14 protein-coding genes, 2 pseudogenes and 1 riboswitch are annotated in these 21,379 nt (G+C 54.7%); of the genes and pseudogenes, 8 read left to right on the top strand and 8 right to left on the bottom strand.

Going from position 1 to position 21,379, the window contains the following annotated elements; genetic code table 11:
* Positions 1-115 precede the first annotated feature (115 nt).
* The gene (locus JJB97_RS05955; protein ID WP_238713114.1) at positions 116-559 is read right to left on the bottom strand and encodes an acetyltransferase; all 444 of its coding nucleotides are present in this window, start codon (positions 557-559) and stop codon (positions 116-118) included.
* Between the two features lie 156 nt (positions 560-715).
* Here JJB97_RS05955 and metA point away from each other — a divergent pair, with 156 nt between their 5' ends.
* The 4 genes from metA (at position 716) to aceK (ending at position 6,830) form a co-directional block, all read left to right on the top strand.
* Positions 716-1,645: a homoserine O-acetyltransferase MetA gene (gene metA / locus JJB97_RS05950; protein WP_238713113.1), complete on the top strand. Its 930-nt coding sequence runs from the start codon at positions 716-718 to the stop codon at positions 1,643-1,645.
* Positions 1,646-1,893: 248 nt separating this feature from the next.
* A complete protein-coding gene (gene aceB / locus JJB97_RS05945) occupies positions 1,894-3,495 on the top strand; it encodes a malate synthase A (RefSeq protein ID WP_238713112.1) in 1,602 nt (533 codons plus the stop codon).
* Positions 3,496-3,639: 144 nt separating this feature from the next.
* Positions 3,640-4,944, top strand: coding sequence for an isocitrate lyase (gene aceA, locus JJB97_RS05940; protein WP_238713111.1), 1,305 nt, complete (start codon positions 3,640-3,642; stop codon positions 4,942-4,944).
* Positions 4,945-5,081: 137 nt separating this feature from the next.
* Complete coding sequence (gene aceK / locus JJB97_RS05935) at positions 5,082-6,830, top strand: bifunctional isocitrate dehydrogenase kinase/phosphatase (protein ID WP_238713110.1); 1,749 nt, start codon at positions 5,082-5,084, stop codon at positions 6,828-6,830.
* Here the strand turns inward: aceK and JJB97_RS05930 are convergent.
* From JJB97_RS05930 to iclR, 3 genes and pseudogenes are all read right to left on the bottom strand, one after another.
* Positions 6,797-6,982 (bottom strand): annotated as a pseudogene (locus JJB97_RS05930) (phosphatidate cytidylyltransferase); the annotation flags it as partial. The gene aceK and the pseudogene JJB97_RS05930 overlap by 34 nt on opposite strands.
* A gap of 207 nt (positions 6,983-7,189) precedes the next feature.
* Positions 7,190-7,378 (bottom strand): hypothetical protein, encoded by a 189-nt coding sequence (locus tag JJB97_RS05925; RefSeq protein ID WP_238713109.1) that lies wholly within the window; start codon positions 7,376-7,378, stop codon positions 7,190-7,192.
* 59 nt (positions 7,379-7,437) lie between these two features.
* Positions 7,438-8,271, bottom strand: a complete 834-nt coding sequence (iclR, locus tag JJB97_RS05920; protein WP_238713108.1) for a glyoxylate bypass operon transcriptional repressor IclR — start codon at positions 8,269-8,271, stop codon at positions 7,438-7,440.
* A 192-nt stretch (positions 8,272-8,463) separates the two neighbouring features.
* Between iclR and metH the strand changes: the two genes are divergently transcribed.
* Entirely contained in the window at positions 8,464-12,147 is a 3,684-nt protein-coding gene (gene metH, locus JJB97_RS05915; RefSeq protein WP_238713107.1) for a methionine synthase, read from the top strand.
* A 483-nt stretch (positions 12,148-12,630) separates the two neighbouring features.
* Positions 12,631-12,958, top strand: a pseudogene (locus tag JJB97_RS05910) (Na/Pi cotransporter family protein); the annotation flags it as partial.
* Between the two features lie 333 nt (positions 12,959-13,291).
* Here JJB97_RS05910 and panS read toward each other — a convergent pair.
* The 4 genes from panS to lysC all read right to left on the bottom strand — a co-directional run bounded on the left by panS (position 13,292) and on the right by lysC (position 18,042).
* Positions 13,292-14,242: a ketopantoate/pantoate/pantothenate transporter PanS gene (gene panS / locus JJB97_RS05905; RefSeq protein ID WP_238713106.1), complete on the bottom strand. Its 951-nt coding sequence runs from the start codon at positions 14,240-14,242 to the stop codon at positions 13,292-13,294.
* 105 nt (positions 14,243-14,347) lie between these two features.
* Positions 14,348-15,724, bottom strand: a complete 1,377-nt coding sequence (gene qseC, locus JJB97_RS05900; RefSeq protein WP_238713105.1) for a quorum sensing histidine kinase QseC — start codon at positions 15,722-15,724, stop codon at positions 14,348-14,350.
* Positions 15,717-16,382 (bottom strand): response regulator, encoded by a 666-nt coding sequence (locus JJB97_RS05895; protein ID WP_238713104.1) that lies wholly within the window; start codon positions 16,380-16,382, stop codon positions 15,717-15,719. The genes qseC and JJB97_RS05895 overlap by 8 nt, the downstream gene beginning before the upstream one ends.
* A gap of 298 nt (positions 16,383-16,680) precedes the next feature.
* Positions 16,681-18,042: a lysine-sensitive aspartokinase 3 gene (gene lysC, locus JJB97_RS05890; protein WP_238713103.1), complete on the bottom strand. Its 1,362-nt coding sequence runs from the start codon at positions 18,040-18,042 to the stop codon at positions 16,681-16,683.
* A gap of 108 nt (positions 18,043-18,150) precedes the next feature.
* A riboswitch (Lysine riboswitch) is annotated at positions 18,151-18,344 on the bottom strand.
* A gap of 354 nt (positions 18,345-18,698) precedes the next feature.
* Between lysC and pgi the strand changes: the two genes are divergently transcribed.
* Both pgi and psiE read left to right on the top strand, forming a co-directional pair.
* Positions 18,699-20,348, top strand: a complete 1,650-nt coding sequence (pgi, locus tag JJB97_RS05885; RefSeq protein ID WP_238713102.1) for a glucose-6-phosphate isomerase — start codon at positions 18,699-18,701, stop codon at positions 20,346-20,348.
* Positions 20,349-20,841: 493 nt separating this feature from the next.
* On the top strand, positions 20,842-21,255 hold the full coding sequence (gene psiE / locus JJB97_RS05880; RefSeq protein WP_238713101.1) for a phosphate-starvation-inducible protein PsiE: 414 nt from the start codon (positions 20,842-20,844) through the stop codon (positions 21,253-21,255).
* Positions 21,256-21,379 lie beyond the last annotated feature (124 nt).

Genomic DNA, 21,379 nt, shown 5'->3' with positions numbered 1-21,379 from the left:
AGCGGATTTGAGCGTTGCGAAGCAGCGGCCCGAAGCGTTACTTAAACTGCCAGAATCGTTAGCCGCCCCGGTAAGCGCCGCGCCGCTGTGGAAAACAGACTGCACTGTTCCTGCGCTACTCCTTCCTGCACGCTAAATTCAACAACGGATACGGTTTCCCTCGATCGTCGATTTCGGTACGACCCGTCACTTTAAACCCCATTTTCTTGTAAAATCCGACCGCCTGCTCGTTCTGCTCATTCACATTAGTCGTCAACTCTGGCGCCTGTGAAAGCGCATGTTCTACCAATATCCGGCCCACGCCACGGCCACGTCTATCAGCATCTACAAACAGCGCGTCCATATGCTGCCCACTCAATATCATAAATCCAACTGGCTCGTCATGCGCATTTACCGCAACCCATAACGGTGCCTCGGGCAAAAAAGAGCGGACCAGAGGCTCAAGCTCAGCCCGGTACTCTGCTGATAAAAAATGGTGCGTGGCATCGACGGAACGGCACCAGATCGCAATCAGTTGCTCGCCCTCATCGTGCCGGGGGCGGCGAATGCTTATAACCATATTCACTCCTTAAGTTGGTCTTTATATTCTAACGTAGCGTGCTTTGTGAAACTTTCTCACCTTCTACTTGCGGACTCGACATTTTCCGCGTTGCGGGTTATCTTCGGCTGTCTGGATGTCTAAACGTTTAAACGTATGTAGGGAGGTTACAAGGTTATGCCGATCAGGGTGCCCGATGAATTGCCAGCCGTAAATTTTCTGCGCCAGGAGAACGTTTTTGTTATGACGTCCTCCCGCGCCAGCAATCAGGAAATTCGTCCGTTAAAAGTGCTGATCCTCAACCTGATGCCAAAGAAAATCGAAACCGAAAATCAGTTTCTGCGGCTCTTATCCAACTCCCCGCTACAGGTCGATATCCAGCTTCTGCGCATCGACAACCGTGAATCGCGCAATACGCCGCAAGAGCACCTGAACAACTTTTATTGCAATTTTGAAGATATTCAGCACCAGAATTTCGATGGCCTGATTGTTACCGGCGCTCCGCTGGGGCTGGTTGAATTTAACGATGTGGCCTACTGGCCGCAGATTCGCTGTGTGCTGGATTGGGCGCGCGAACATGTCACGTCCACGCTGTTTGTCTGCTGGGCAGTGCAGGCGGCGCTAAATATTCTCTATGATATCCCCAAGCAGACTCGTAAGGATAAGCTTACGGGGGTTTACGAACATTTTCTGACCTATCCTCACGCATTGCTGACCCGCGGCTTTGATGACAGGTTTCTCGCGCCGCATTCTCGTTATGCGGACTTTCCCGCAGCGCTAATCCGGGACTATACCGATCTTGATATCCTGGCGGAATCAGAAGATAGAGATGCCTATCTGTTTGCCAGCAAGGACAAGCGTATTGCGTTTGTCACCGGCCATCCGGAGTATGACGCCGGGACGCTGGCGAGCGAATACTTTCGCGACGTAAAGGCTGGCATCGACCCGCAGGTGCCTTACAACTATTTCCCGAATAACGATCCGACGCAGCGGCCGCGCGCCACCTGGCGCAGCCACGGTAACCTGCTGTTTACTAACTGGCTGAATTACTACGTCTATCAGATAACGCCCTTCGATCTGCGTCATATGAACCCTACGCTGGATTAACCGTTTCAGTTTCACGATTCAGGCACCTTCGGGTGCTTTTTTTATTTCTGAAAACCGCTTCTCTCTGAAAGAAATATTTATTTCTATTTAATTCAAAGGGTTGAATTTATTTTTCTTAAAAAATGGAAATTGTTTTTGATTTTATAAAATGACGAATTAGTCTTAACTAAGCTGAACGAAAACTGCACAAAATTCACTTTCGTTCGCGACAGGAAGATCCCGAAGGCTAATTCAAGAGGAGCGCTCCCATGTCCCAGCAGGCCACCACCACCGCAGAACTGGCGTTCAGCCAGCCCTTTGGCGAGCAGGAGAAGCAGATCCTGACGCCGGACGCCGTTGATTTTCTGACTGAGATGGTTGTTCGTTTTACCCCACAGCGCAACAAGTTGCTTGCTGCACGCCTTCAACAGCAGCAGGATATCGACAACGGAAAACTGCCCGATTTTATTTCGGAAACGGCTTCCATTCGTGAAAGCGAATGGACTATTCGCGGTATCCCGGACGATTTAATGGACCGGCGTGTCGAAATTACCGGGCCGGTAGAACGTAAAATGGTGATCAATGCTCTGAATGCCAATGTGAAGGTGTTCATGGCTGACTTTGAGGATTCGTTGGCGCCAGGCTGGCAGAAAGTCATCGATGGGCAAATCAATCTGCGCGATGCCGTCAGAGGCACCATAAGCTATACCAACGAGTCGGGAAAAATTTATCAGCCTGGGCCGAACCCGGCCGTGCTGGTTTGTCGCGTGCGCGGTCTGCATTTGCCAGAAAAGCACGTGACGTGGCGCAACGAAGCTATTCCCGGCAGTTTGTTTGATTTTGCGCTCTACTTTTTCCACAACTACCAGAAATTGCTTGCTAAAGGCAGCGGCCCTTACTTTTATCTGCCGAAAACCCAGGCCTGGCAGGAAGCGGTGTGGTGGCGCGAGGTGTTTAGTTATACCGAAGACCGCTTTCGCCTGCCGCGCGGCACCATAAAAGCCACGCTGCTTATCGAAACGCTGCCCGCTGTGTTTCAAATGGATGAGATCCTCTATGCGCTGCGCGATCACATTGTGGGCCTGAACTGTGGGCGATGGGATTATATTTTCAGCTATATCAAAACGCTGAAGAATTACCCGGATCGTGTGCTCCCGGACAGGCAGGTGGTCACTATGGATAAGCCTTTCCTTAGCGCCTATTCGCGTCTGCTCATCCGGACCTGCCATCGTCGCGGCGCGTTTGCTATGGGCGGTATGGCGGCGTTTATCCCCAGTAAAGACAGTGAGCGCAACGCTCAGGTACTCAATAACGTGCGTGCTGATAAGGAATTTGAAGCGCAAAACGGCCACGACGGCACCTGGATTGCGCATCCTGGCCTGGCTGATACTGCTATGGCGGTATTTAGTGAAGCGCTGGGCGAACGTAAAAACCAGCTTGACGTCACTCGCGACGACGATGCGCCCATTACTGCTGAACAGCTTTTGCAGCCTTGCGATGGCGAACGTACTGAAGCGGGCATGCGCGCCAATATTCGCGTAGCGGTGCAGTATATCGAAGCCTGGATCTCGGGCAATGGCTGCGTACCCATTTACGGCCTGATGGAAGATGCCGCAACGGCGGAAATTTCCCGTACTTCCATCTGGCAGTGGATACACCATGAAAAGCGCCTCAGCGACGGTAGGCCGGTCACCAGCGCGCTGTTTCGACAATGGCTGGCGGAAGAAATGCAGGTCATTCGGGAAGAGCTGGGCGAGCCTCGCTTCAGGCATGGTCGGTTTGACGATGCCGCGCGACTGATGGAACACATCACCACGTCGGATGAATTGATCGATTTTCTGACGTTGCCCGGTTATCGCTTGCTGGCGTAGTTTCCCGGGCCATTTGGCGTCCGGCCGCGCGCAAAACGTTCATACACCGCAAGAGCATACCTGCTATTGCGCGTGGGTCTGTGACCAAACTGTCTTTAATAATATCGCCTGGAATGCCAGGAGAATAATAGGGAGCATCTGCACATGAAAACCCGTACCCAACAAATTGAAGCATTACAAAAAGAGTGGACACAGCCACGCTGGGAGGGCATACGCCGTCCATACAGCGCTGAAGATGTGGTAAAACTGCGAGGTTCGGTAAACCCGGAATGCACGCTGGCGCAGCGGGGCGCGGCCAGACTGTGGCGGCTTCTACACGGTGAGTCGAAAAAAGGATATATCAACAGCCTTGGGGCGCTTACTGGCGGCCAGGCCCTGCAGCAGGCGAAGGCCGGCATTGAAGCTATTTATCTGTCTGGTTGGCAGGTAGCGGCTGACGCTAACCTTGCCGCCAGCATGTACCCTGACCAGTCGCTCTACCCGGTGAACTCGGTGCCGTCGGTTGTGGAGCGCATCAATAATACTTTTCGCCGGGCGGATCAGATCCAGTGGGCCGCAGGCGTGGAGCCAGGTTCTCCGCGTTTCGTGGACTATTTTCTGCCGATCGTGGCTGATGCCGAAGCGGGATTTGGCGGCGTGCTTAACGCCTTTGAGTTGATGAAATCAATGATTGAAGCGGGGGCGGCGGCGGTACATTTTGAAGACCAACTGGCCTCAGTGAAAAAATGCGGGCATATGGGAGGCAAGGTACTGGTGCCGACTCAGGAAGCCATACAGAAGCTGATAGCAGCGCGTCTGGCTGCCGATGTGGCAGGCGTACCAACGCTGCTGATTGCCCGTACCGATGCGGATGCAGCAGATCTCATTACTTCCGACTGTGACAGCTACGACAGCGAATTCATCACCGGTGAGCGTACCGGCGAAGGGTTTTTCCGCACGCGAGCGGGCGTAGAGCAGGCCATCAGCCGTGGTCTGGCCTACGCGCCCTACGCCGATTTGGTCTGGTGTGAAACTTCCACCCCCGATCTTGACCAGGCACGACGTTTTGCCGAGGCCATCCACGCCCGCTACCCCGGTAAGCTGTTGGCCTACAACTGTTCACCATCGTTTAACTGGAAGAAAAACCTCGATGACCGCGCCATTGCAACTTTCCAGGATGCGCTGTCTGAGATGGGATACAAATTCCAGTTTATTACTTTAGCCGGCATTCACAGCATGTGGTTCAACATGTTCGACCTGGCGCATGCCTATGCGCAGGGTGAGGGAATGCGACACTATGTTGAGAAAGTCCAGCAGCCGGAGTTTGCCGCCGGCAAAGCGGGATACACCTTTGCGTCGCATCAGCAGGAGGTGGGCACCGGCTATTTCGATAATGTGACAACCATTATTCAGGGCGGCGCGTCATCCGTCACGGCGCTAACCGGCTCAACGGAGGAATCGCAGTTCTGATAGCCATCGCTTTTTTCACAAGAGGTAAACAGAACGCGGTCATCGGGCGCCCCGCTTTGGGGCGCAATGTCCCGCCTTTTGTGCCCCAACGCGAGGCGGGGCTGATATAACAGGAAAGTTGGCACAGGGGGCGTACCATGTCGCGTGGGCTGGAGCTGTTGATTGCGCAAACTATATTACAGGGCTTTGATGCCCAGTATGGTCGTTTTCTTGAGGTGACTGCCGGCGCGCAGCAGCGCTTTGAGCAGGCGGACTGGCACGCTGTTCAGCAGGCGATGAAGGCGCGTATTCATCTTTATGATCACCACGTTGGCCTGGTGGCAGAACAGCTACGCTGTATTACCGAAGGTAAAAAAATGCATGCCGGTTTTTTGCTGCGGATAAAGGCGCATTACACGGCCCTGCTGTCGGATTATCCCCGCTTCGAGATTGCGGAAAGTTTTTTCAACTCCGTCTATTGCCGCCTGTTCGATCACCGCGCGCTGATGCCCGAGCGGCTGTATATCCACAGTTCACAGCCCGCGCAACGGCGTTTGTCGCATCCACGTCCGCTCAGTAAAGCGCGTCGGCCGACGGGAGGCTGGACGCAGCTACTGGCCGAAACGCTTACTGATTTGCCGCTGCGTCTGCCCTGGCAGGATCTGGCGCGTGATGTCGATTATATCCTTGGGCACCTGCGCGAAACCTTCGGTGACGATATTTTACGCTGTGCCTGGCTACAGGTGGCCAACGAACTGTTTTACCGCAATAAAGCGGCATGGCTGGTGGCGAAAATCAATCTGCCTCAGGGAACGCTGCCGTTTTTGTTGCCCATTCATCGCAGTGACGGCGGCGAATTGTTTATTGATACCTGCCTTACGTCCTACGCTGATGCGAGTATCGTATTTGGCTTTGCCCGCTCTTACTTCATGGTTTACGCGCCGTTGCCCGCCGCACTGGTGGAGTGGCTGCGTGAAATTTTACCGGGTAAATCCACCGCCGAACTTTACAGCGCTATTGGTTGCCAGAAGCATGCTAAAACAGAAAGTTATCGTGAATATCTGCATTACATCGCCACTACCGACGAGCAGTTTATCGAGGCGCCCGGTATCCGCGGCATGGTGATGCTGGTTTTTACGTTGCCCGGTTTCGATCGGGTATTTAAGGTGATTAAGGATCGCTTTGCGCCGCAAAAGGAAGTAAGCGCTGAACGCGTGCGTGAGTGCTATCAACTGGTAAAAGAGCACGACCGCGTTGGGCGCATGGCGGATACCCAGGCGTTTGAAAACTTCGTACTGGAAAAACGCCAGATTAGCCCGGCGCTGTTGGCGCTGTTGCGTGAAGAAGTGCCGGAAAAAATCACCGATCTTGGCGAGCGTATCGTGCTGCGCCATTTGTATATTGAACGGCGTATGGTGCCGCTCAATATCTGGCTGGAGAGCGTGGATGGCCAACTGCTGCGCGATGCGGTGGAGGAGTACGGTAACGCCATTCGACAGCTTGCTGCCGCCAATATTTTTCCCGGCGATATGCTGTTTAAAAATTTTGGCGTAACGCGCCACGGGCGGGTGGTGTTCTACGATTATGACGAAATCTGCTACATGACCGAAGTGAATTTCCGCGATATTCCGCCGCCGCGCTACCCCGAAGATGAGCTGGCGAGCGAGCCGTGGTACAGCGTTTCGCCTGGTGATGTGTTCCCGCAGGAATTCCGCCACTGGCTATGCGCCGATCCGCGCATCGGGCCATTGTTTGAGGAGATGCACGCCGATCTGCTGCGAGCCGATTACTGGCGCGCGCTACAGACCCGAATAAAAGATGGTCATGTGGAGGATGTTTATGCCTACCGCAGTCACCAGCGCTTTAGCGTGCGCTACGGCAGGTCTTTGCCCGTTGGGCAGGTATAAAAATAGCGGACGACGTAGAAAAATACGGGTGCAGCGAAGCACAAAGAGTCAACCCTTACCATCATGCCGCCAAAATCTTTTATCCCCCGGTCGCGCTTAATGGCCGACATACGCAGCCCGCCTGCGAACCCCCGGCAGCGCGCCAAATATGCGGAATGCCAGATAGCGGCGTAGACGGCTTTTATTCCAGTCACCGGCAGCCGCGATGGGGCGGGCTTCTACATTGATGCGGGCATGTCGGCCCAAAACCCCAGCCTGGCGGCGACTGCTGTGTTGAGCGCAACAGGTCGTGGCCTGTAAGGAGTGGGGAGTAAATTTCCAGCGGGATTCGTTACTCGTCAGCCGGCGGCATACGCTTATCAGCAGTGCGTGGCCGCAGCCTGGTCAAGCGTAATGTCATAACCGACGCAGCCGCAGCGTATCGGATATGCGGTCGGGAAGTTCGTTATAACCCGCGCCGGCAGGCTGCGCAGGCCGCTTTCAACAGCGGCCATGCGTCCGGCAGATTGCGGATTAACCGGCCCCGGACGCCCGCTGCGGCGGTCCATATCGTGAATTCATTTTTTATTTTGTAGATGCGGGCATGCTATACCGTTATCAGGAAAAATTAACGCGTTCCGCCGTAGGCAAGCGTGACATCTTTTGCCGCTTTGATTGCCAGCGCGCCCAGCTCGGTGACGCGATCGTCGGTAATGCGGGAAACCGGGCCGGAAATAGAAATTGCGGCAAACGGTTCGCGGTGCTCGTTAAAAATGCAGGCGGCAATGCAGCGCAGGCCGAGCGCGTGTTCTTCGTCGTCAAACGCATAGCCGCGGCGGCGAGTTTGCAGCAGATCCTCTTTCAGGTGCAGCGGCGAAATCAGCGTGGCGTGGGTATAGGCGTGCAGCCCCTTGCGGTGCAGCAGGTCGGTAACCTGGGGTTCTGCAAGCTGTGATAAAAACGCTTTACCGGCGCCGGAGGCGTGCATCGGCAGCTTGCCGCCGATGGGGGCCGACATACGCATCAACTGGGTGCACTGCACCTGATCGATAATAATCGCCTGATGATCGCTTTGATCGAGCACGGCCAGGTTGACCGTTTCGCCGGATTCTTCCATGAGTTTGCGCAGCACCGGATGCACAATGGCCAGCAAATTGCGGCTTTGCAGGAAACTGCTGCCAACCACAAACGCATGCGCGCCAATCGACCAGTGCCCCAACTCACCCACCTGGCGTACAAAACCTAGTTGCTGCATGGTGGTTAACAGGCGATGCGTGGTGGAATTGGGTAGCCCGGCCTGCTGTGCGAGCTCCGTTAGCGCCACGCTGCTATGAGATTCTGCAATCCATTCCAGTAATTTCAGACCGCGGGTAAGGGATTGTACCTGCCCGGTTGCGGGAGCCGGAGGGGTGGCGGTATTGCGGGGTTTCTTTCCTCGTTTGCCAGGAACGGCGGCAGCCATAATGGATTCCTTTTTCTGTATCGTGGAAATAATTTTCGTTTTATTTGGCGATATTGCAACCGTGGAACAACTCATCGGAGCAGTGTTGTGAACATCTCTCATGTTACGTTTGTGTATCTTTGCGGCGTTAACGGTTTATGACAGTATGGGCCGCTGGCCTTTTGGCCTTGTCTAACATCGTCGGGAGTGAGCGTGAGCAGCAAAGTAGAGCAACTGCATCAGCAATTAAAAGACCGCATTCTGGTGCTGGATGGCGGCATGGGCACGATGATCCAGAGCTATCGTCTGGAAGAAGATGACTTCCGGGGCGGGCGCTTTGCCGACTGGCCCTGCGATCTTAAGGGTAATAACGACCTGCTGGCGCTAAGTCGCCCTGATATTATTGCCGCAATCCATTACGCCTACTTCGAAGCTGGCGCGGATATCATTGAAACCAATACCTTTAACGCGACGACGATTGCGATGGCGGATTACCGCATGGAATCGCTGTCGGCAGAGATTAATTTTGAAGCGGCTAAGCTGGCGCGTTCCTGCGCCGATGAATGGACGGCGCGCACGCCGGAAAAACCGCGCTATGTTGCGGGCGTGCTTGGGCCAACAAACCGCACGGCCTCCATTTCGCCTGACGTCAACGATCCGGCGTTTCGCAATATTACTTTTGACCAGCTTGTCGCAGCTTACCGCGAATCCACTCGCGCGCTGGTGGAAGGCGGTGTGGATCTTCTCCTGATTGAAACGGTGTTCGACACTCTTAATGCCAAAGCGGCGATCTTTGCGGTAAAAAGCGAATTTGACGCGCTGGGCGTTGAACTGCCGATAATGATTTCCGGCACGATTACCGATGCTTCAGGGCGCACCCTCTCAGGCCAGACTACAGAAGCATTTTACAACTCGCTGCGCCATGCTGATGCGCTCTCCTTTGGTCTTAACTGCGCGCTGGGGCCGGATGAGCTGCGTCAGTACGTAGCGGAGATGTCGCGTATCGCGCAATGCTACGTTAGCGCGCACCCAAATGCCGGGCTGCCTAACGCTTTTGGGGAGTACGATCTGGAGGCCGAGGCTATGGCCGCGCAGATTCGCGAGTGGGCCGAAGCCGGATTTCTGAATATCGTCGGCGGCTGCTGCGGCACTACGCCGGAGCATATCGCTGCAATGAGTAAAGCGGTGGAAGGCCTTGCGCCTCGCCGCCTGCCGGATATACCGGCAGCCTGCCGTCTGGCAGGCCTTGAACCGCTTAATATCGGCGCCGACAGCCTGTTTGTTAACGTAGGCGAACGCACCAATGTTACCGGCTCTGCAAAATTCAAGCGCTTGATTAAAGAAGAAAAATATGCCGAAGCGCTGGACGTGGCGCGCCAGCAGGTGGAAAACGGCGCGCAGATAATCGACATCAATATGGATGAAGGCATGCTCGATGCCGAAGCGGCAATGGTGCGCTTTCTCAATCTGATTGCCGGTGAGCCGGATATCGCCCGCGTGCCTGTCATGATTGACTCTTCTAAATGGGACGTTATCGAAAAAGGCCTGAAATGTATTCAGGGTAAAGGCGTGGTCAATTCTGTCTCCATGAAAGAAGGCGTTGAGGCCTTTATCGCGCACGCCAGGCGCGTACGCCGCTATGGCGCGGCGATGGTGGTGATGGCTTTTGACGAAGACGGTCAGGCCGATACCCGCGCCCGTAAAATCGAGATCTGCCGCCGGGCTTACCGCATTCTGACCCAGGAGGTGGGGTTCCCGCCGGAAGATATCATTTTTGACCCGAATATTTTTGCCATCGCAACCGGTATCGATGAACACAACAATTATGCGGTGGACTTTATCGGCGCCTGCGAGGACATCAAACGCGAGCTGCCGTACGCGCTGATTTCCGGCGGCGTGTCGAATGTGTCGTTCTCTTTTCGCGGCAATGACCCGGTGCGTGAAGCTATTCACGCGGTTTTTCTCTACTACGCCATACGCAATGGCATGGATATGGGGATAGTTAACGCCGGGCAGTTGGCTATCTACGATGATTTACCCGCTGAGCTGCGCGATGCGGTAGAGGACGTCATTCTTAATCGCCGCGATGACGGCACCGAGCGCTTGCTGGCGCTGGCGGAAAAATATCGCGGCAGCAAATCTGATGAGGCCGCCTGCGCTCAGCAGGCCGAATGGCGCAGTTGGGAAGTCAAAAAACGCCTTGAATACTCGCTGGTGAAGGGCATTACAGAGTTTATTGCGCAGGATACGGAAGAGGCGCGCCAGCAGGCGACACGCCCGATTGAGGTGATAGAAGGGCCGCTGATGGACGGCATGAACGTGGTAGGCGACTTGTTTGGCGAGGGGAAAATGTTTTTGCCGCAGGTCGTGAAGTCCGCGCGCGTAATGAAGCAGGCGGTGGCGTATCTGGAGCCGTTTATTGAAGCCAGCAAGGCGCAGGGCCAGAGCAATGGCAAAATTGTGCTGGCGACGGTAAAAGGGGACGTGCACGATATCGGCAAAAATATCGTTGGCGTAGTATTGCAGTGTAATAACTACGAGATTATCGATCTGGGCGTAATGGTGCCGTGCGATGCCATTCTGAAGGCGGCAAAAGAGCATAATGCTGACATTATTGGGCTGTCTGGCCTGATAACGCCATCGCTGGATGAAATGGTCAATGTAGCAAAAGAGATGGAACGTCAGGGCTTTACCCTACCGCTGTTGATTGGCGGCGCGACCACTTCTAAGGCGCATACGGCCGTAAAAATCGAACAGAACTACAGCGGCCCAACGGTATATGTGCAAAACGCTTCGCGTACGGTAGGCGTGGTCTCGTCGCTGCTGTCTGAGACGCAGCGGGATGATTTCGTGGCCCGTACACGGCGTGAGTACGTTGTGGCGCGTGAGCAGCACGGACGCAAAAAACCGCGTACGCCGCCGGTGACCTTGCAGGCCGCGCGGGCAAACGGTATGGCCTTTGACTGGAGCCGCTATACTCCCCCGGCGGCGCATCGCCTCGGTGTCGAAGCGGTCTGCGCCAGTATCGAAACGCTGCGTAACTATATCGACTGGACACCGTTTTTTATGACCTGGTCGTTGGCAGGTAAATATCCGCGCATCTTAACTGATGAGGTGGTGGGTGAAGAGGCGCAGCGCCTGTTTGATGACGCCAACGCCATGCTTGACAGGCTCAACGCGCAAAAGTTGCTCACGCCGCGCGGCGTAGTGGGGCTTTTTGCGGCTAACAGCGTAGGGGATGATATTGAAATCTACCGCGACGAAACCCGAACTCACGTATTGGCGGTGAGCCGTCACCTGCGCCAGCAAACGGAAAAAGCGGGTTTTGCTAATTATTGTCTGGCGGATTTTGTGGCGCCGAAGCGCAGCGGCAAGGCCGATTACCTTGGCGCGTTCGCCGTGACCGGCGGGCTGGAGGAAGATGCGCTGGCGCAGGCGTTTGACGCGCAGCACGATGATTACAACAAAATTATGGTTAAAGCCGTTGCCGATCGCCTGGCGGAAGCCTTTGCGGAATATCTCCATGAACGGGTGCGCAAGGCGCTGTGGGGCTATGCGCCTGATGAAAACCTCAGTAATGAGGAGCTGATCCGTGAAAATTATCAGGGCATCCGCCCGGCGCCGGGTTACCCGGCCTGCCCGGATCACACCGAGAAAGCCGCTATCTGGCAACTGCTGGATGTGGAAAAACACACAGGTATGAGGCTGACGGAATCCTTTGCGATGTGGCCGGGGGCGTCAGTGTCGGGCTGGTATTTCAGCCATCCCGACAGTAAATACTTTGCCGTGGCGCAGATTCAGCGCGATCAGGTTCAGGAGTATGCGCAGCGTAAAGGTATGAGCCTTTCCGAGGTTGAACGCTGGTTGGCGCCGAACCTGGGTTATGATGCCGATTAGCGCGCCGCCGCTATTGCACTTTTTCTGTCATTCCAGGACGCCGGGATAGCGACCTGAGATTGATGACAAAGCGGTCAAAAAGGGTTTTTTGTCCGCTTTCAGATTGTTGACAAAGAAGGAAAAAACGGGATTTTTCCTTCTTTGTAGTAAGCAGGTGAAAATCAATGCTTTGATTTTCCTCGTCTTTTATTGTATTTCATCCATCCTGACAGCGACAGGATGAGGTTGGTCCGCTTTGTGACTATTCGCCTGATTTTGCTTTTTTATTTTTCAGACATTCCGGGCTGAAAGTATTCGGCCCGACGTTTGTCAGCCGCTTCAGGTCGCCTGTGTGGCGTTCTGCCGCTTTTTGTCGCGTAACGTCTTATACTTATCTTCAGTATTTTGCGTCGGATCCTTCTGCTCCTGCCTGTTACGCCGCTGTGGGCAAACCTGCCCAGGTTGTCGTTATTCCCGGAAAAGCGATAAGGGGAACCTGCGTTAATACATTTGCTTCTGCTTTTTGCCGTTGTACTGTTGATATGGGGTACGCATATTGTGCGTACCGGCGTCATGCGTGTTTTTGGTGCGCGTCTGCGCACCGTTCTTAGTCATAGCGTGAAAAAAAGACTGTGCCGGCACTGGCGTTACGGCGCTGGTTCAGAGCAGCAATGCCACGAGGATGCTGATGGCGTCGTTCGCTGCTCAGGGCCTGGCGGCGCTCACGCCCGCGCTGACGGCGCGAATCCTGAGCTTTGATTTATCGTGGTTGTCGCCGCTGTTGATTTTTATCGGCGTTATCTTTCTCCTGGAACACAAACAGAGCCGCGCGCCGCCTGCGCCGCAGTAAGCTGCTTTGCCTGCTAAACCGGCGTTTTGCCCGCGCCCATAGCGCCTTAATTCGCTATTTTTCGCCGCCGCTTACGGTATTCTGGAGCAGCCAGACAATGATAACGCGCGCGACGAATATCAGGCGATACCCCGTCGTTAGTTATCCGGGCATAAATCCTGCTCGTCCGGCTTGCCGAATTCGCAATACGCTGGTGCGCAGCGCGCTCACCGTCAGGCCTGAATTCAAAGGGGGATAATGCACGATAGCGCCGGGTCAGACATGTTCAGTGAACAGGCATGCCCGGCCGCGTTTGTCGGTTTACCGAATGGCGGGTCAGGTACTTGGTGAACTTATATCAGCGTGTGTCGTGTTCTTTCTTATCGGTTTGCCGGACCAGTAGCCTGCCAGTAGCGAGCCGGACAGGTTATGCCAGACGGAGAATAATGCGCCGGGGAGGGCGGCGAGCGGGGAAAAATAGATTTTGCCAAGCGCGGCGGCAAGCCCGGAGTTTTGCATGCCGACTTCAATAGCCAGCGTGCGGCAGGTAGATTCGTCAAAGCCGAAAAGCCTTCCACCCCAGTAGCCGCTGATAAGGCCGATACCGTTGTGTAATATCACCGCGATAAACACCACCGATCCGACGGAAGCGATGCGATCTGCGCTGCCTGCGACCACGGCGCTGATGATAGCGAGAATGCAGGCCATCGAAAAAGCGGGTAAAAAAGGCTCAACCGCTTTTACCGCGCGTGGGAAAAGGTGGTGTATGGTGAGCCCCAGCCCAATAGGAATGACCACAATTTTCAGGATGCTCATCAGCATACTCAGCACCTCTACCTGAATATGCGCATCAACATACAGCCGCGTCAGCAATGGTGTGGCAAAAACGCCCACCAGCGTGGAAACGGCTGAAATAGTCACAGACAGCGCCACGTCGCCTTTTGCCAGATAAATCATGACATTGGAGGCTGTGCCACTGGCAACGCTGCCGACCAGTACCATGCCCGCCGCTAAGTCAGACGGCATGTTAAACATGCGCGCTAATACCCAGGCGGTAAGCGGCATAATCAGATAGTGCAGAAAAGTACAGGCCGCGACCGGCGCAGGGCGTGAGAGCACCCGCTTAAAATCGTTGATATTAAGGTGGACGCCCATACCAAACATAACCAGCATCAGTAGCGTACTGACGTGGGGGGCTACAGATATAAACGCAGGCGGCATAAACCAGGCCAGCGCAGAAAGCAGCAGTGCCCAGAGCGGAAATAGCCGGGTCAGAATTGTGAGCATAGCGAGATTCCTTGCGAAAAAGGGGGCTGTTGTGATGTCAAAAAAGCCGGAGTTTCCCCAGCCTTAACAAGCACAGTACAGGTTTTTTTTTCGCCAGAAAACGCCTTATTTTCCAGCAGACTGGGCCAGGGTGACCTGGAAGCCGCCTTCAGGCCGGTTGCGCCACTGAATATCAAATTCATGCAGCCGCGCAATGCGCTTGACAATGGAAAGCCCAAGCCCGCTGCCGTTCTCGACTGCGCCAGGCGGGCGGAAAAAGCGCTCGCCAAGGCGGGTTAAGTGGCTGGGCATCACGCCTGGCCCATTATCCGTGACGCTCAGCCCGCTGTGGCGTAGCGTAATTTGCACTTCTCCATCGTTCTGGGTATAGCGCAGCGCGTTGTTTACCAGATTAGAGAGCAGCATCTTCAGCAATAGCCGGTTGCCCTGCACAATCTGCGGCGGCGACTCGATAATTGTTTCCAGCGCGATATTTTTATGCTGCGCCACCGGTAATGATTCTTCAGTCACTTCGGCAGCAAGCTGGCGCCAGTCGATGTGCTCAAGGTCATTCATCAGTGATGCGGTACCGTCAAGGCGGGACAACGCCAGCAGTTGATCCACCAGCCGTGAAGTCCGATCGATGCCGACAATCAAATTATTTAGCGCCCGGTTGCGTGACGCTTTATCCTCTTCGGCCAACAGCGCGACCTCGCTTTGAATACGCAATGCAGTTAGCGGGCTGCGTAGCTCGTGAGCGGCGTCTGCGGTGAACTGGCGTTCGTGTTCCAGCGCGCCGCTAATGCGTACAAACAGCGCATTCAGGGCCGTAACCAGCGGACGCGCTTCTTTGGGGACGCTGGTTTCTTCCAGCGGTGTGGCATCTTCCGGGCTGCGCTGGCCCAGTGTGGCCGCTGTGCGACGCAGCGACATTAGTTCACGGCGCACAATCCATGCCGTCAGCGCCATCATCAGGGGCAGGCCGATAAACCACGGCCAGAGCTGCCCCAGTACGATGTCCTGAACCAGATCGTCACGGTAGTCGCGCTCCTGGCCTACGGCGATGGTATAGCGTTTGTCCGGCGTGGTGATGTAGAGAATACGCCACTCTTCGTCGTCGTCGCCTTCGAGCCTTTTATTGAGGAAACCGCTGTGGGTGCTGTAGCCGAATTCGTTGCCGTGGTCGCTGTCGCTAAGCAATAGCTCGCCACGATGATTAAATATGGCAAAGCCCAGCGCGTCGTCGTCGAGGTTGCCTTTATCGCCATGCTTAATCAGGCTACGGGTTTTGGGCAGCTCGCGTGCAGGCACATTATCGACGGTCAGCTCGCTGAGGCTTGCCGAAGCGAGGCGCTTGGCGAACAGCAATTGTTGGGTATCAAAGATTTCGTCAATGGCGTTACGGGTTTGCAACCAGCCCAGGGCGCTGGCCGTGCCCCAGATTAACATGGCGATAAGCAGGATATAAATCAGCAGGCGGCTGCTCAGACTGAGGTTATTCATTCTCGCTTCCCAGGTAATAGCCCAACCCACGCTCGGTACGGATAAAGTCGCTGCCCAGTTTGCGGCGCAGGTGGTGAATATGCACCTCCACCGCATTGCTACCGACATCCTGATCCCAGCTATACAATTTTTCTTCGAGCATCTGGCGCGACATGACGCGATTCTTGTTCATCAGAAACAGCGTCAGCAGCGCCTGTTCGCGTACGGTGAGGATAACGGGGCTGCCGTGGCAGGTGGTCACGCGGGTGTGGGGGTCGAATGTGACGTGGCGATGCTGAAGGCATGGCTCGCTGTGGGCGTGGCTGCGGCGAATCAGGGCATTAAGGCGTGCGACCAGTTCCGCGAGCGCGAAGGGCTTGCCCATGTAATCGTCAGCGCCGGCGTTCAGCCCCTCCAGCCGCTGATGGAGCGCGTCGCGCGCGGTAAGGATTAAAACCGGCACATCCAGGTGCTGGCGCCGCCACCATGACAGGATATCCATGCCATCGATGCCGGGCAGCCCTAAATCCAGCACCACGGCATCGAATGGCGCTCTGAGCAGCGCCTGCTTACCCTGTTCACCATCATAAAACCAGTCAACGCAGAAGCCGCATTGCTCCAGGCCAGATTTAATGCCGTCACCGATAAGGCGATCGTCTTCCAGTACCAGAATCCTCATTCCATAAACCTCTGTACGCGGGCCGTGATAGCGCCGTTTTCCCCGGTAAGTTACCTGTGCGCCGCCCGGGGAGCGATGTGTGTGCGGAAATGCCGGTTTTTAGCCAGCGCATAACGCTACGGCTAAGTCCATGAAGACGTAACGTAACTGCTTATTGGCCTTGTGTTCAATACGTACGTGGGGCTGGCGGGCGAATTTTCGCGAGGGCGCCGGCGTTTCCTGCAAACGATATTAAACGATTGCAGGCTTAACGGAGGCTTAAGGGAAACCAGCCGGGCGCGTTGCCCGGCTGTGGACATTATTCGAAAAGATTGCCGTGCAGCTTGCGCACAACGTGTTCGGCCTCGGTACCTGGCACCAAAAAGCAGAGGTTATGGCTGGATGCGCCGTAGCAAATCATGCGGATATTAAAGGATTCAAGTACGCCAAACACTTCTTTGCCTACGCCGCAGGCGCGGCTCAGGGCGTTGCCGATGAGCGCTATCAGCGCCAGATTTTCTTCTACTTCAACCCGGCACAGTGAAGACAATTCAGTCAGCAAGGCCGTGGTGAGCAGCGTGTCGCCGGTGGAAGTGGAGCCGGTGGTATCAAGCGTCAGCGCCACGCTTACTTCTGAGGTGGTTATCAGATCAACAGAGATATTGTGACGTGCAAGAATGCTGAATACTTCGGCCAGAAAACCGCGTGAGTGCAGCATATTGAGGCTATGGAGCGTCAGCAATGTTTGACGGCGGCGCAGCGCCAGCGCGCGAAACAACGGCGGCTGTTCGGTGCGGTTGCAAACCAACGTCCCGCCCGCTTCTGGCGCTTTGCTGGAGCCGACAAATACCGGAATTTCGCTGCGCACTGCGGGGAGCAGCGTGGCAGGATGCAGCACTTTCGCGCCGAAGGTGGCCATTTCCGCCGCCTCCTCAAAGGCGATTTTATCAATGCGGCGCGCAGCGGGAACAATGCGTGGATCGGTAGTATAAATACCGGGGACATCCGTCCAGATATCCACGCGGCTGGCGTGCAGCGCCTCGCCCAACAGCGCGGCGGTATAATCGCTGCCGCCGCGGCCGAGCGTGGTGGTACGGCCCTTTGCTTCACTGCCGATAAAGCCCTGGGTTATTACCATCGACTCCGCCAGGCGCGGGCATAGCTGCTGTTGCGCCAGCTCCGCCAGCGCGGCGACGTCAGGTTCGGCTTTACCAAAACGGTCGCTGGTGCGCATGATTTTACGCACATCAAACCACTGTGCTTCAACGCCGCGCTCGCGCAATATTTCAACAAACAGCAGCGTGGACATCATTTCGCCGTGGCTAACCAGTTCGTCCGTTAGCGCAGGCGATGTGGCGAGCGAGGCGGCTTCGGCAAGCGTGGTGATGTTTTCAAGCAGGCGATCTATCTCTTCACGGATAACCTCCGGGCGGGCCAGGCGATCGATAATGTCGTACTGAATTTTGCGGATAGCGTCGAGATTGACGAAACGACCGGGCGCTTCCTGCCCTTCAGAGAGTGCGACCAGCAGATTGGTAATGCCGGCTGAGGCGGAGAGCACCACCAGTCTGGCATGACTTTCGTTTAGCGCAACGTCGGCGCTGCGGGACATAGCGTCAAAATCGGCAACGCTGGTGCCGCCAAATTTGGCGACGACAATAGGGGATACAACCTGTGTCATGAAAAACCTCGTGTCAGGGGGCCATCGGGGTGGCGATAATATGTACCCTGGTACAAGAGAAGAGCGATAAACGGGCAGACGTAGAGATGTGGCGTGCCAGACTACGGTTTACCCAGAAGCTCTCCACCTTGCGAAACGACCTTCCCGTGGTCGCTTTGGGTGACAACCCAGGGGATTCAGCCCCTGTAGTCGGCCATCCACGCTGCCGCGCGTGAATAACCTCGGCGTCGCACCCCCTCCTGTGCCTTCTTCGGATCGGCTCCTCTGACACACTACCTGGGCGACGCGCCTCTTCTGGCTTACGCCAGTTGGCGTAAGTAACGGTTTAGATTTAACCTGTTACGTCATAGCTGTCAATGGCTTGTTGCACAGGTATCACTGACATAAGGGCGAGGAGCGCGAAGCGAAGGCGTATCGCTCTGGCAGATGCGTTTTTCGAAACAGATACGGGTATGGCTGCCACGTTTGTAAGCGCGGCGCGTAGAGGCTGACTTAGCATACCGGCTGCGCGGTAGCGTGGGCCTGGACCAGGGCTGCAGGCGTTGTTGAAATCTGCGCGATAATCACAGGATTCAGGCATTAAAATCATCACAATTGCGTGGCGCAGGCGCTACAATTGACCCCCGTCACAATTCTCAAATCAAAAGAGTATTGCCATGAAAAACATCAATCCGACGCAAACCGCTGCCTGGCAGGACCTGGCATCCCACTATGCCGCTTTGAAAGACGTCACGCTCAGCGAACTTTTTGCAAATGACGCTGACCGCTTTAGCAAATTCTCCGCGACTTTCGATGATCTGATACTGGTGGATTATTCCAAAAACCGCATCACGTCAGAAACGTTGGCAAAGCTGCTGGCGTTGGCAAAAGAGACCTGTCTGGCGGAAGCTATCAAGTCCATGTTCTCTGGCGAGAAAATCAACCGTACCGAAGATCGTGCGGTGCTGCATGTTGCGCTGCGCAACCGCAGCAACACGCCAATTAAGGTTGACGGCAAAGACGTGATGCCGGAAGTCAACGCGGTACTGGATAAGATGAAAGCTTTTTCCGAGGCGATCATCAGCGGTGAATGGAAAGGCTATACCGGTAAACCGATAACAGATGTGGTGAACATTGGTATTGGCGGCTCGGATCTTGGACCATTTATGGTCACTGAGGCGCTGCGCCCGTATAAAAACCATCTGGACATGCACTTTGTGTCCAACGTTGACGGCACCCATATTGCGGAAGTGCTCAAACAGGTTAACCCGGAAACCACGTTATTCCTGGTTGCCTCTAAAACCTTCACTACCCAGGAAACCATGACCAATGCCCATAGCGCGCGCGACTGGTTTTTGAAAACCGCCGGTGACGAAAAGCACGTGGCGAAGCACTTTGCCGCATTGTCCACCAATGCCAAAGCGGTAGGCGATTTCGGTATTGATACTGCCAATATGTTTGAGTTCTGGGACTGGGTAGGGGGGCGTTATTCCCTTTGGTCGGCAATTGGTCTGTCTATAATTCTCTCTGTCGGCTTTGATAACTTTGTTCAGCTTTTGTCCGGCGCGCACGCGATGGATAAGCACTTCTCCAGTACGCCGCTTGAGCACAACCTGCCGGTGTTGCTGGCGTTGATTGGTATCTGGTACAACAATTTCTTCGGTGCGCAAACGGAGGCGATTCTGCCCTATGACCAGTATATGCATCGCTTTGCAGCCTACTTCCAGCAGGGCAATATGGAGTCCAACGGTAAGTACGTCGATCGCGACGGTAAACCGGTAACTTACCAGACCGGCCCTATTATCTGGGGTGAGCCGGGCACTAACGGCCAGCATGCGTTTTATCAGTTGATTCACCAGGGCACCAAACTGGTGCCGTGCGACTTTATCGCGCCAGCGATTAGCCATAACCCGCTGTCGGATCATCATCCGAAGCTGCTGTCTAATTTCTTTGCCCAGACAGAGGCTCTGGCGTTTGGTAAAACCCGTGAGGAGGTGGAACAGGAGTTTCGCGATGGGGGGAAAGATCCGGCGCAACTGGAAAATGTGGTGCCGTTTAAAGTGTTCGAAGGCAATCGCCCCACTAACTCTATCCTGCTGCGTGAAATCACGCCGTTCAGTCTGGGGGCGCTAATTGCGCTCTATGAACATAAAATATTCACCCAGGGCGCTATACTGAATATCTTCACCTTTGATCAGTGGGGCGTGGAGCTGGGTAAACAACTGGCGAATCGCATCCTGCCGGAACTGGGCGATAACAAAGTTATTACCAGCCACGACAGTTCCACCAATGGCTTAATTAATCGCTATAAAGCATGGCGCGCCTGACGTCTTGCTAAAGTAATATGCCGGCGCAACGTCGGCATATTTATTATCAGAATATTCTACTTATTCGCTACGGCTGAAAATAAATTTACGCCTGTATGGCTCACGCCGTACCCGTAATAACTAACCTGGCGGATAGAGACGAGGCGCGCGCCGATCGTCGTTCTGTTACATAACTTAGCGCTATTCCCCGCCCGGCGACATTGGTTCAAACCCTTTAACAGCGGCGAAAGTGTGGATAGGGTCACTATCTGATTATGTAATGTTTATTACTTAAGGCAAGCGATGGCGCCCATCAAAAAATGACGGGCGTCAGCGCCTGCTCACGTGATAAGCAGCGGCAGCCTTTATGCCGGAAAAAATTTTCGTTACGTGGTGGTGAAAGTATCTGTTAGCCGTTTGTACCGGAAAAACGGGCGGTGAAAGTTATTTGTGACATTGATCACGTTTTAAGTTATAAACAGGAACAGTAGCGACTTTAAGAGGCGTTGTTACCATGCTCCCTACCGTTCATAAATGTGCAGATTTGATAGCCAGAGTGCTACAGGCCGTACTTAACGTCGGGTTACTGAGCCTTGCCGTGATTCTGATGGTTTTCCTCGGGCGCGAGACGTTTCATCTGGCGCATGTGCTGTTTATCCAGTCCGAACAGGTGACTAAATATCAGCTTGTGGAAGGGTTGCTGGTCTGGTTTCTTTATTTCGAGTTTATTGCGCTCATTGTGAAATATTTCCAGTCCGGCTATCACTTTCCGCTGCGTTATTTCGTCTATATCGGCATTACCGCTATTGTTCGTCTGATCATTATCGATCACGATTCAGCCGGCGACGTGTTGCTGCATGCCGGCGCGATTTTGCTGCTGGTGATTACCCTTTGGCTGTGCAATAGCGCGCGCCTCAGACGGGAGTAAGCGAGAGGGGGTTACACCGGAAGCTTTTTCAACGTTAACCTGGGCGACCGTTTATATAACACGGCTCTGTGCCAGTAAAAATAAAATGCATGTGCTGCGCGGCTGCGGCGCACTGTTTTCGTAC

This window comes from Tenebrionibacter intestinalis (assembly GCF_016632365.1).
Classification (GTDB): domain Bacteria; phylum Pseudomonadota; class Gammaproteobacteria; order Enterobacterales; family Enterobacteriaceae; genus Tenebrionibacter; species Tenebrionibacter intestinalis.
The sequence above is the reverse complement of the archived record's forward strand: the minus strand, read 5'-3'. Positions and strand labels throughout refer to the sequence as shown.

Coding starts and splice junctions, on each gene's coding strand:
- JJB97_RS05955 (WP_238713114.1), bottom strand. CDS start 559: ATGGTTATAAGCATTCGCCGCCCCCGGCACGATGAGGGCGAGCAACTG.
- metA (WP_238713113.1), top strand. CDS start 716: ATGCCGATCAGGGTGCCCGATGAATTGCCAGCCGTAAATTTTCTGCGC.
- aceB (WP_238713112.1), top strand. CDS start 1,894: ATGTCCCAGCAGGCCACCACCACCGCAGAACTGGCGTTCAGCCAGCCC.
- aceA (WP_238713111.1), top strand. CDS start 3,640: ATGAAAACCCGTACCCAACAAATTGAAGCATTACAAAAAGAGTGGACA.
- aceK (WP_238713110.1), top strand. CDS start 5,082: ATGTCGCGTGGGCTGGAGCTGTTGATTGCGCAAACTATATTACAGGGC.
- JJB97_RS05925 (WP_238713109.1), bottom strand. CDS start 7,378: ATGGACCGCCGCAGCGGGCGTCCGGGGCCGGTTAATCCGCAATCTGCC.
- iclR (WP_238713108.1), bottom strand. CDS start 8,271: ATGGCTGCCGCCGTTCCTGGCAAACGAGGAAAGAAACCCCGCAATACC.
- panS (WP_238713106.1), bottom strand. CDS start 14,242: ATGCTCACAATTCTGACCCGGCTATTTCCGCTCTGGGCACTGCTGCTT.
- qseC (WP_238713105.1), bottom strand. CDS start 15,724: ATGAATAACCTCAGTCTGAGCAGCCGCCTGCTGATTTATATCCTGCTT.
- JJB97_RS05895 (WP_238713104.1), bottom strand. CDS start 16,382: ATGAGGATTCTGGTACTGGAAGACGATCGCCTTATCGGTGACGGCATT.
- lysC (WP_238713103.1), bottom strand. CDS start 18,042: ATGACACAGGTTGTATCCCCTATTGTCGTCGCCAAATTTGGCGGCACC.
- pgi (WP_238713102.1), top strand. CDS start 18,699: ATGAAAAACATCAATCCGACGCAAACCGCTGCCTGGCAGGACCTGGCA.
- psiE (WP_238713101.1), top strand. CDS start 20,842: ATGCTCCCTACCGTTCATAAATGTGCAGATTTGATAGCCAGAGTGCTA.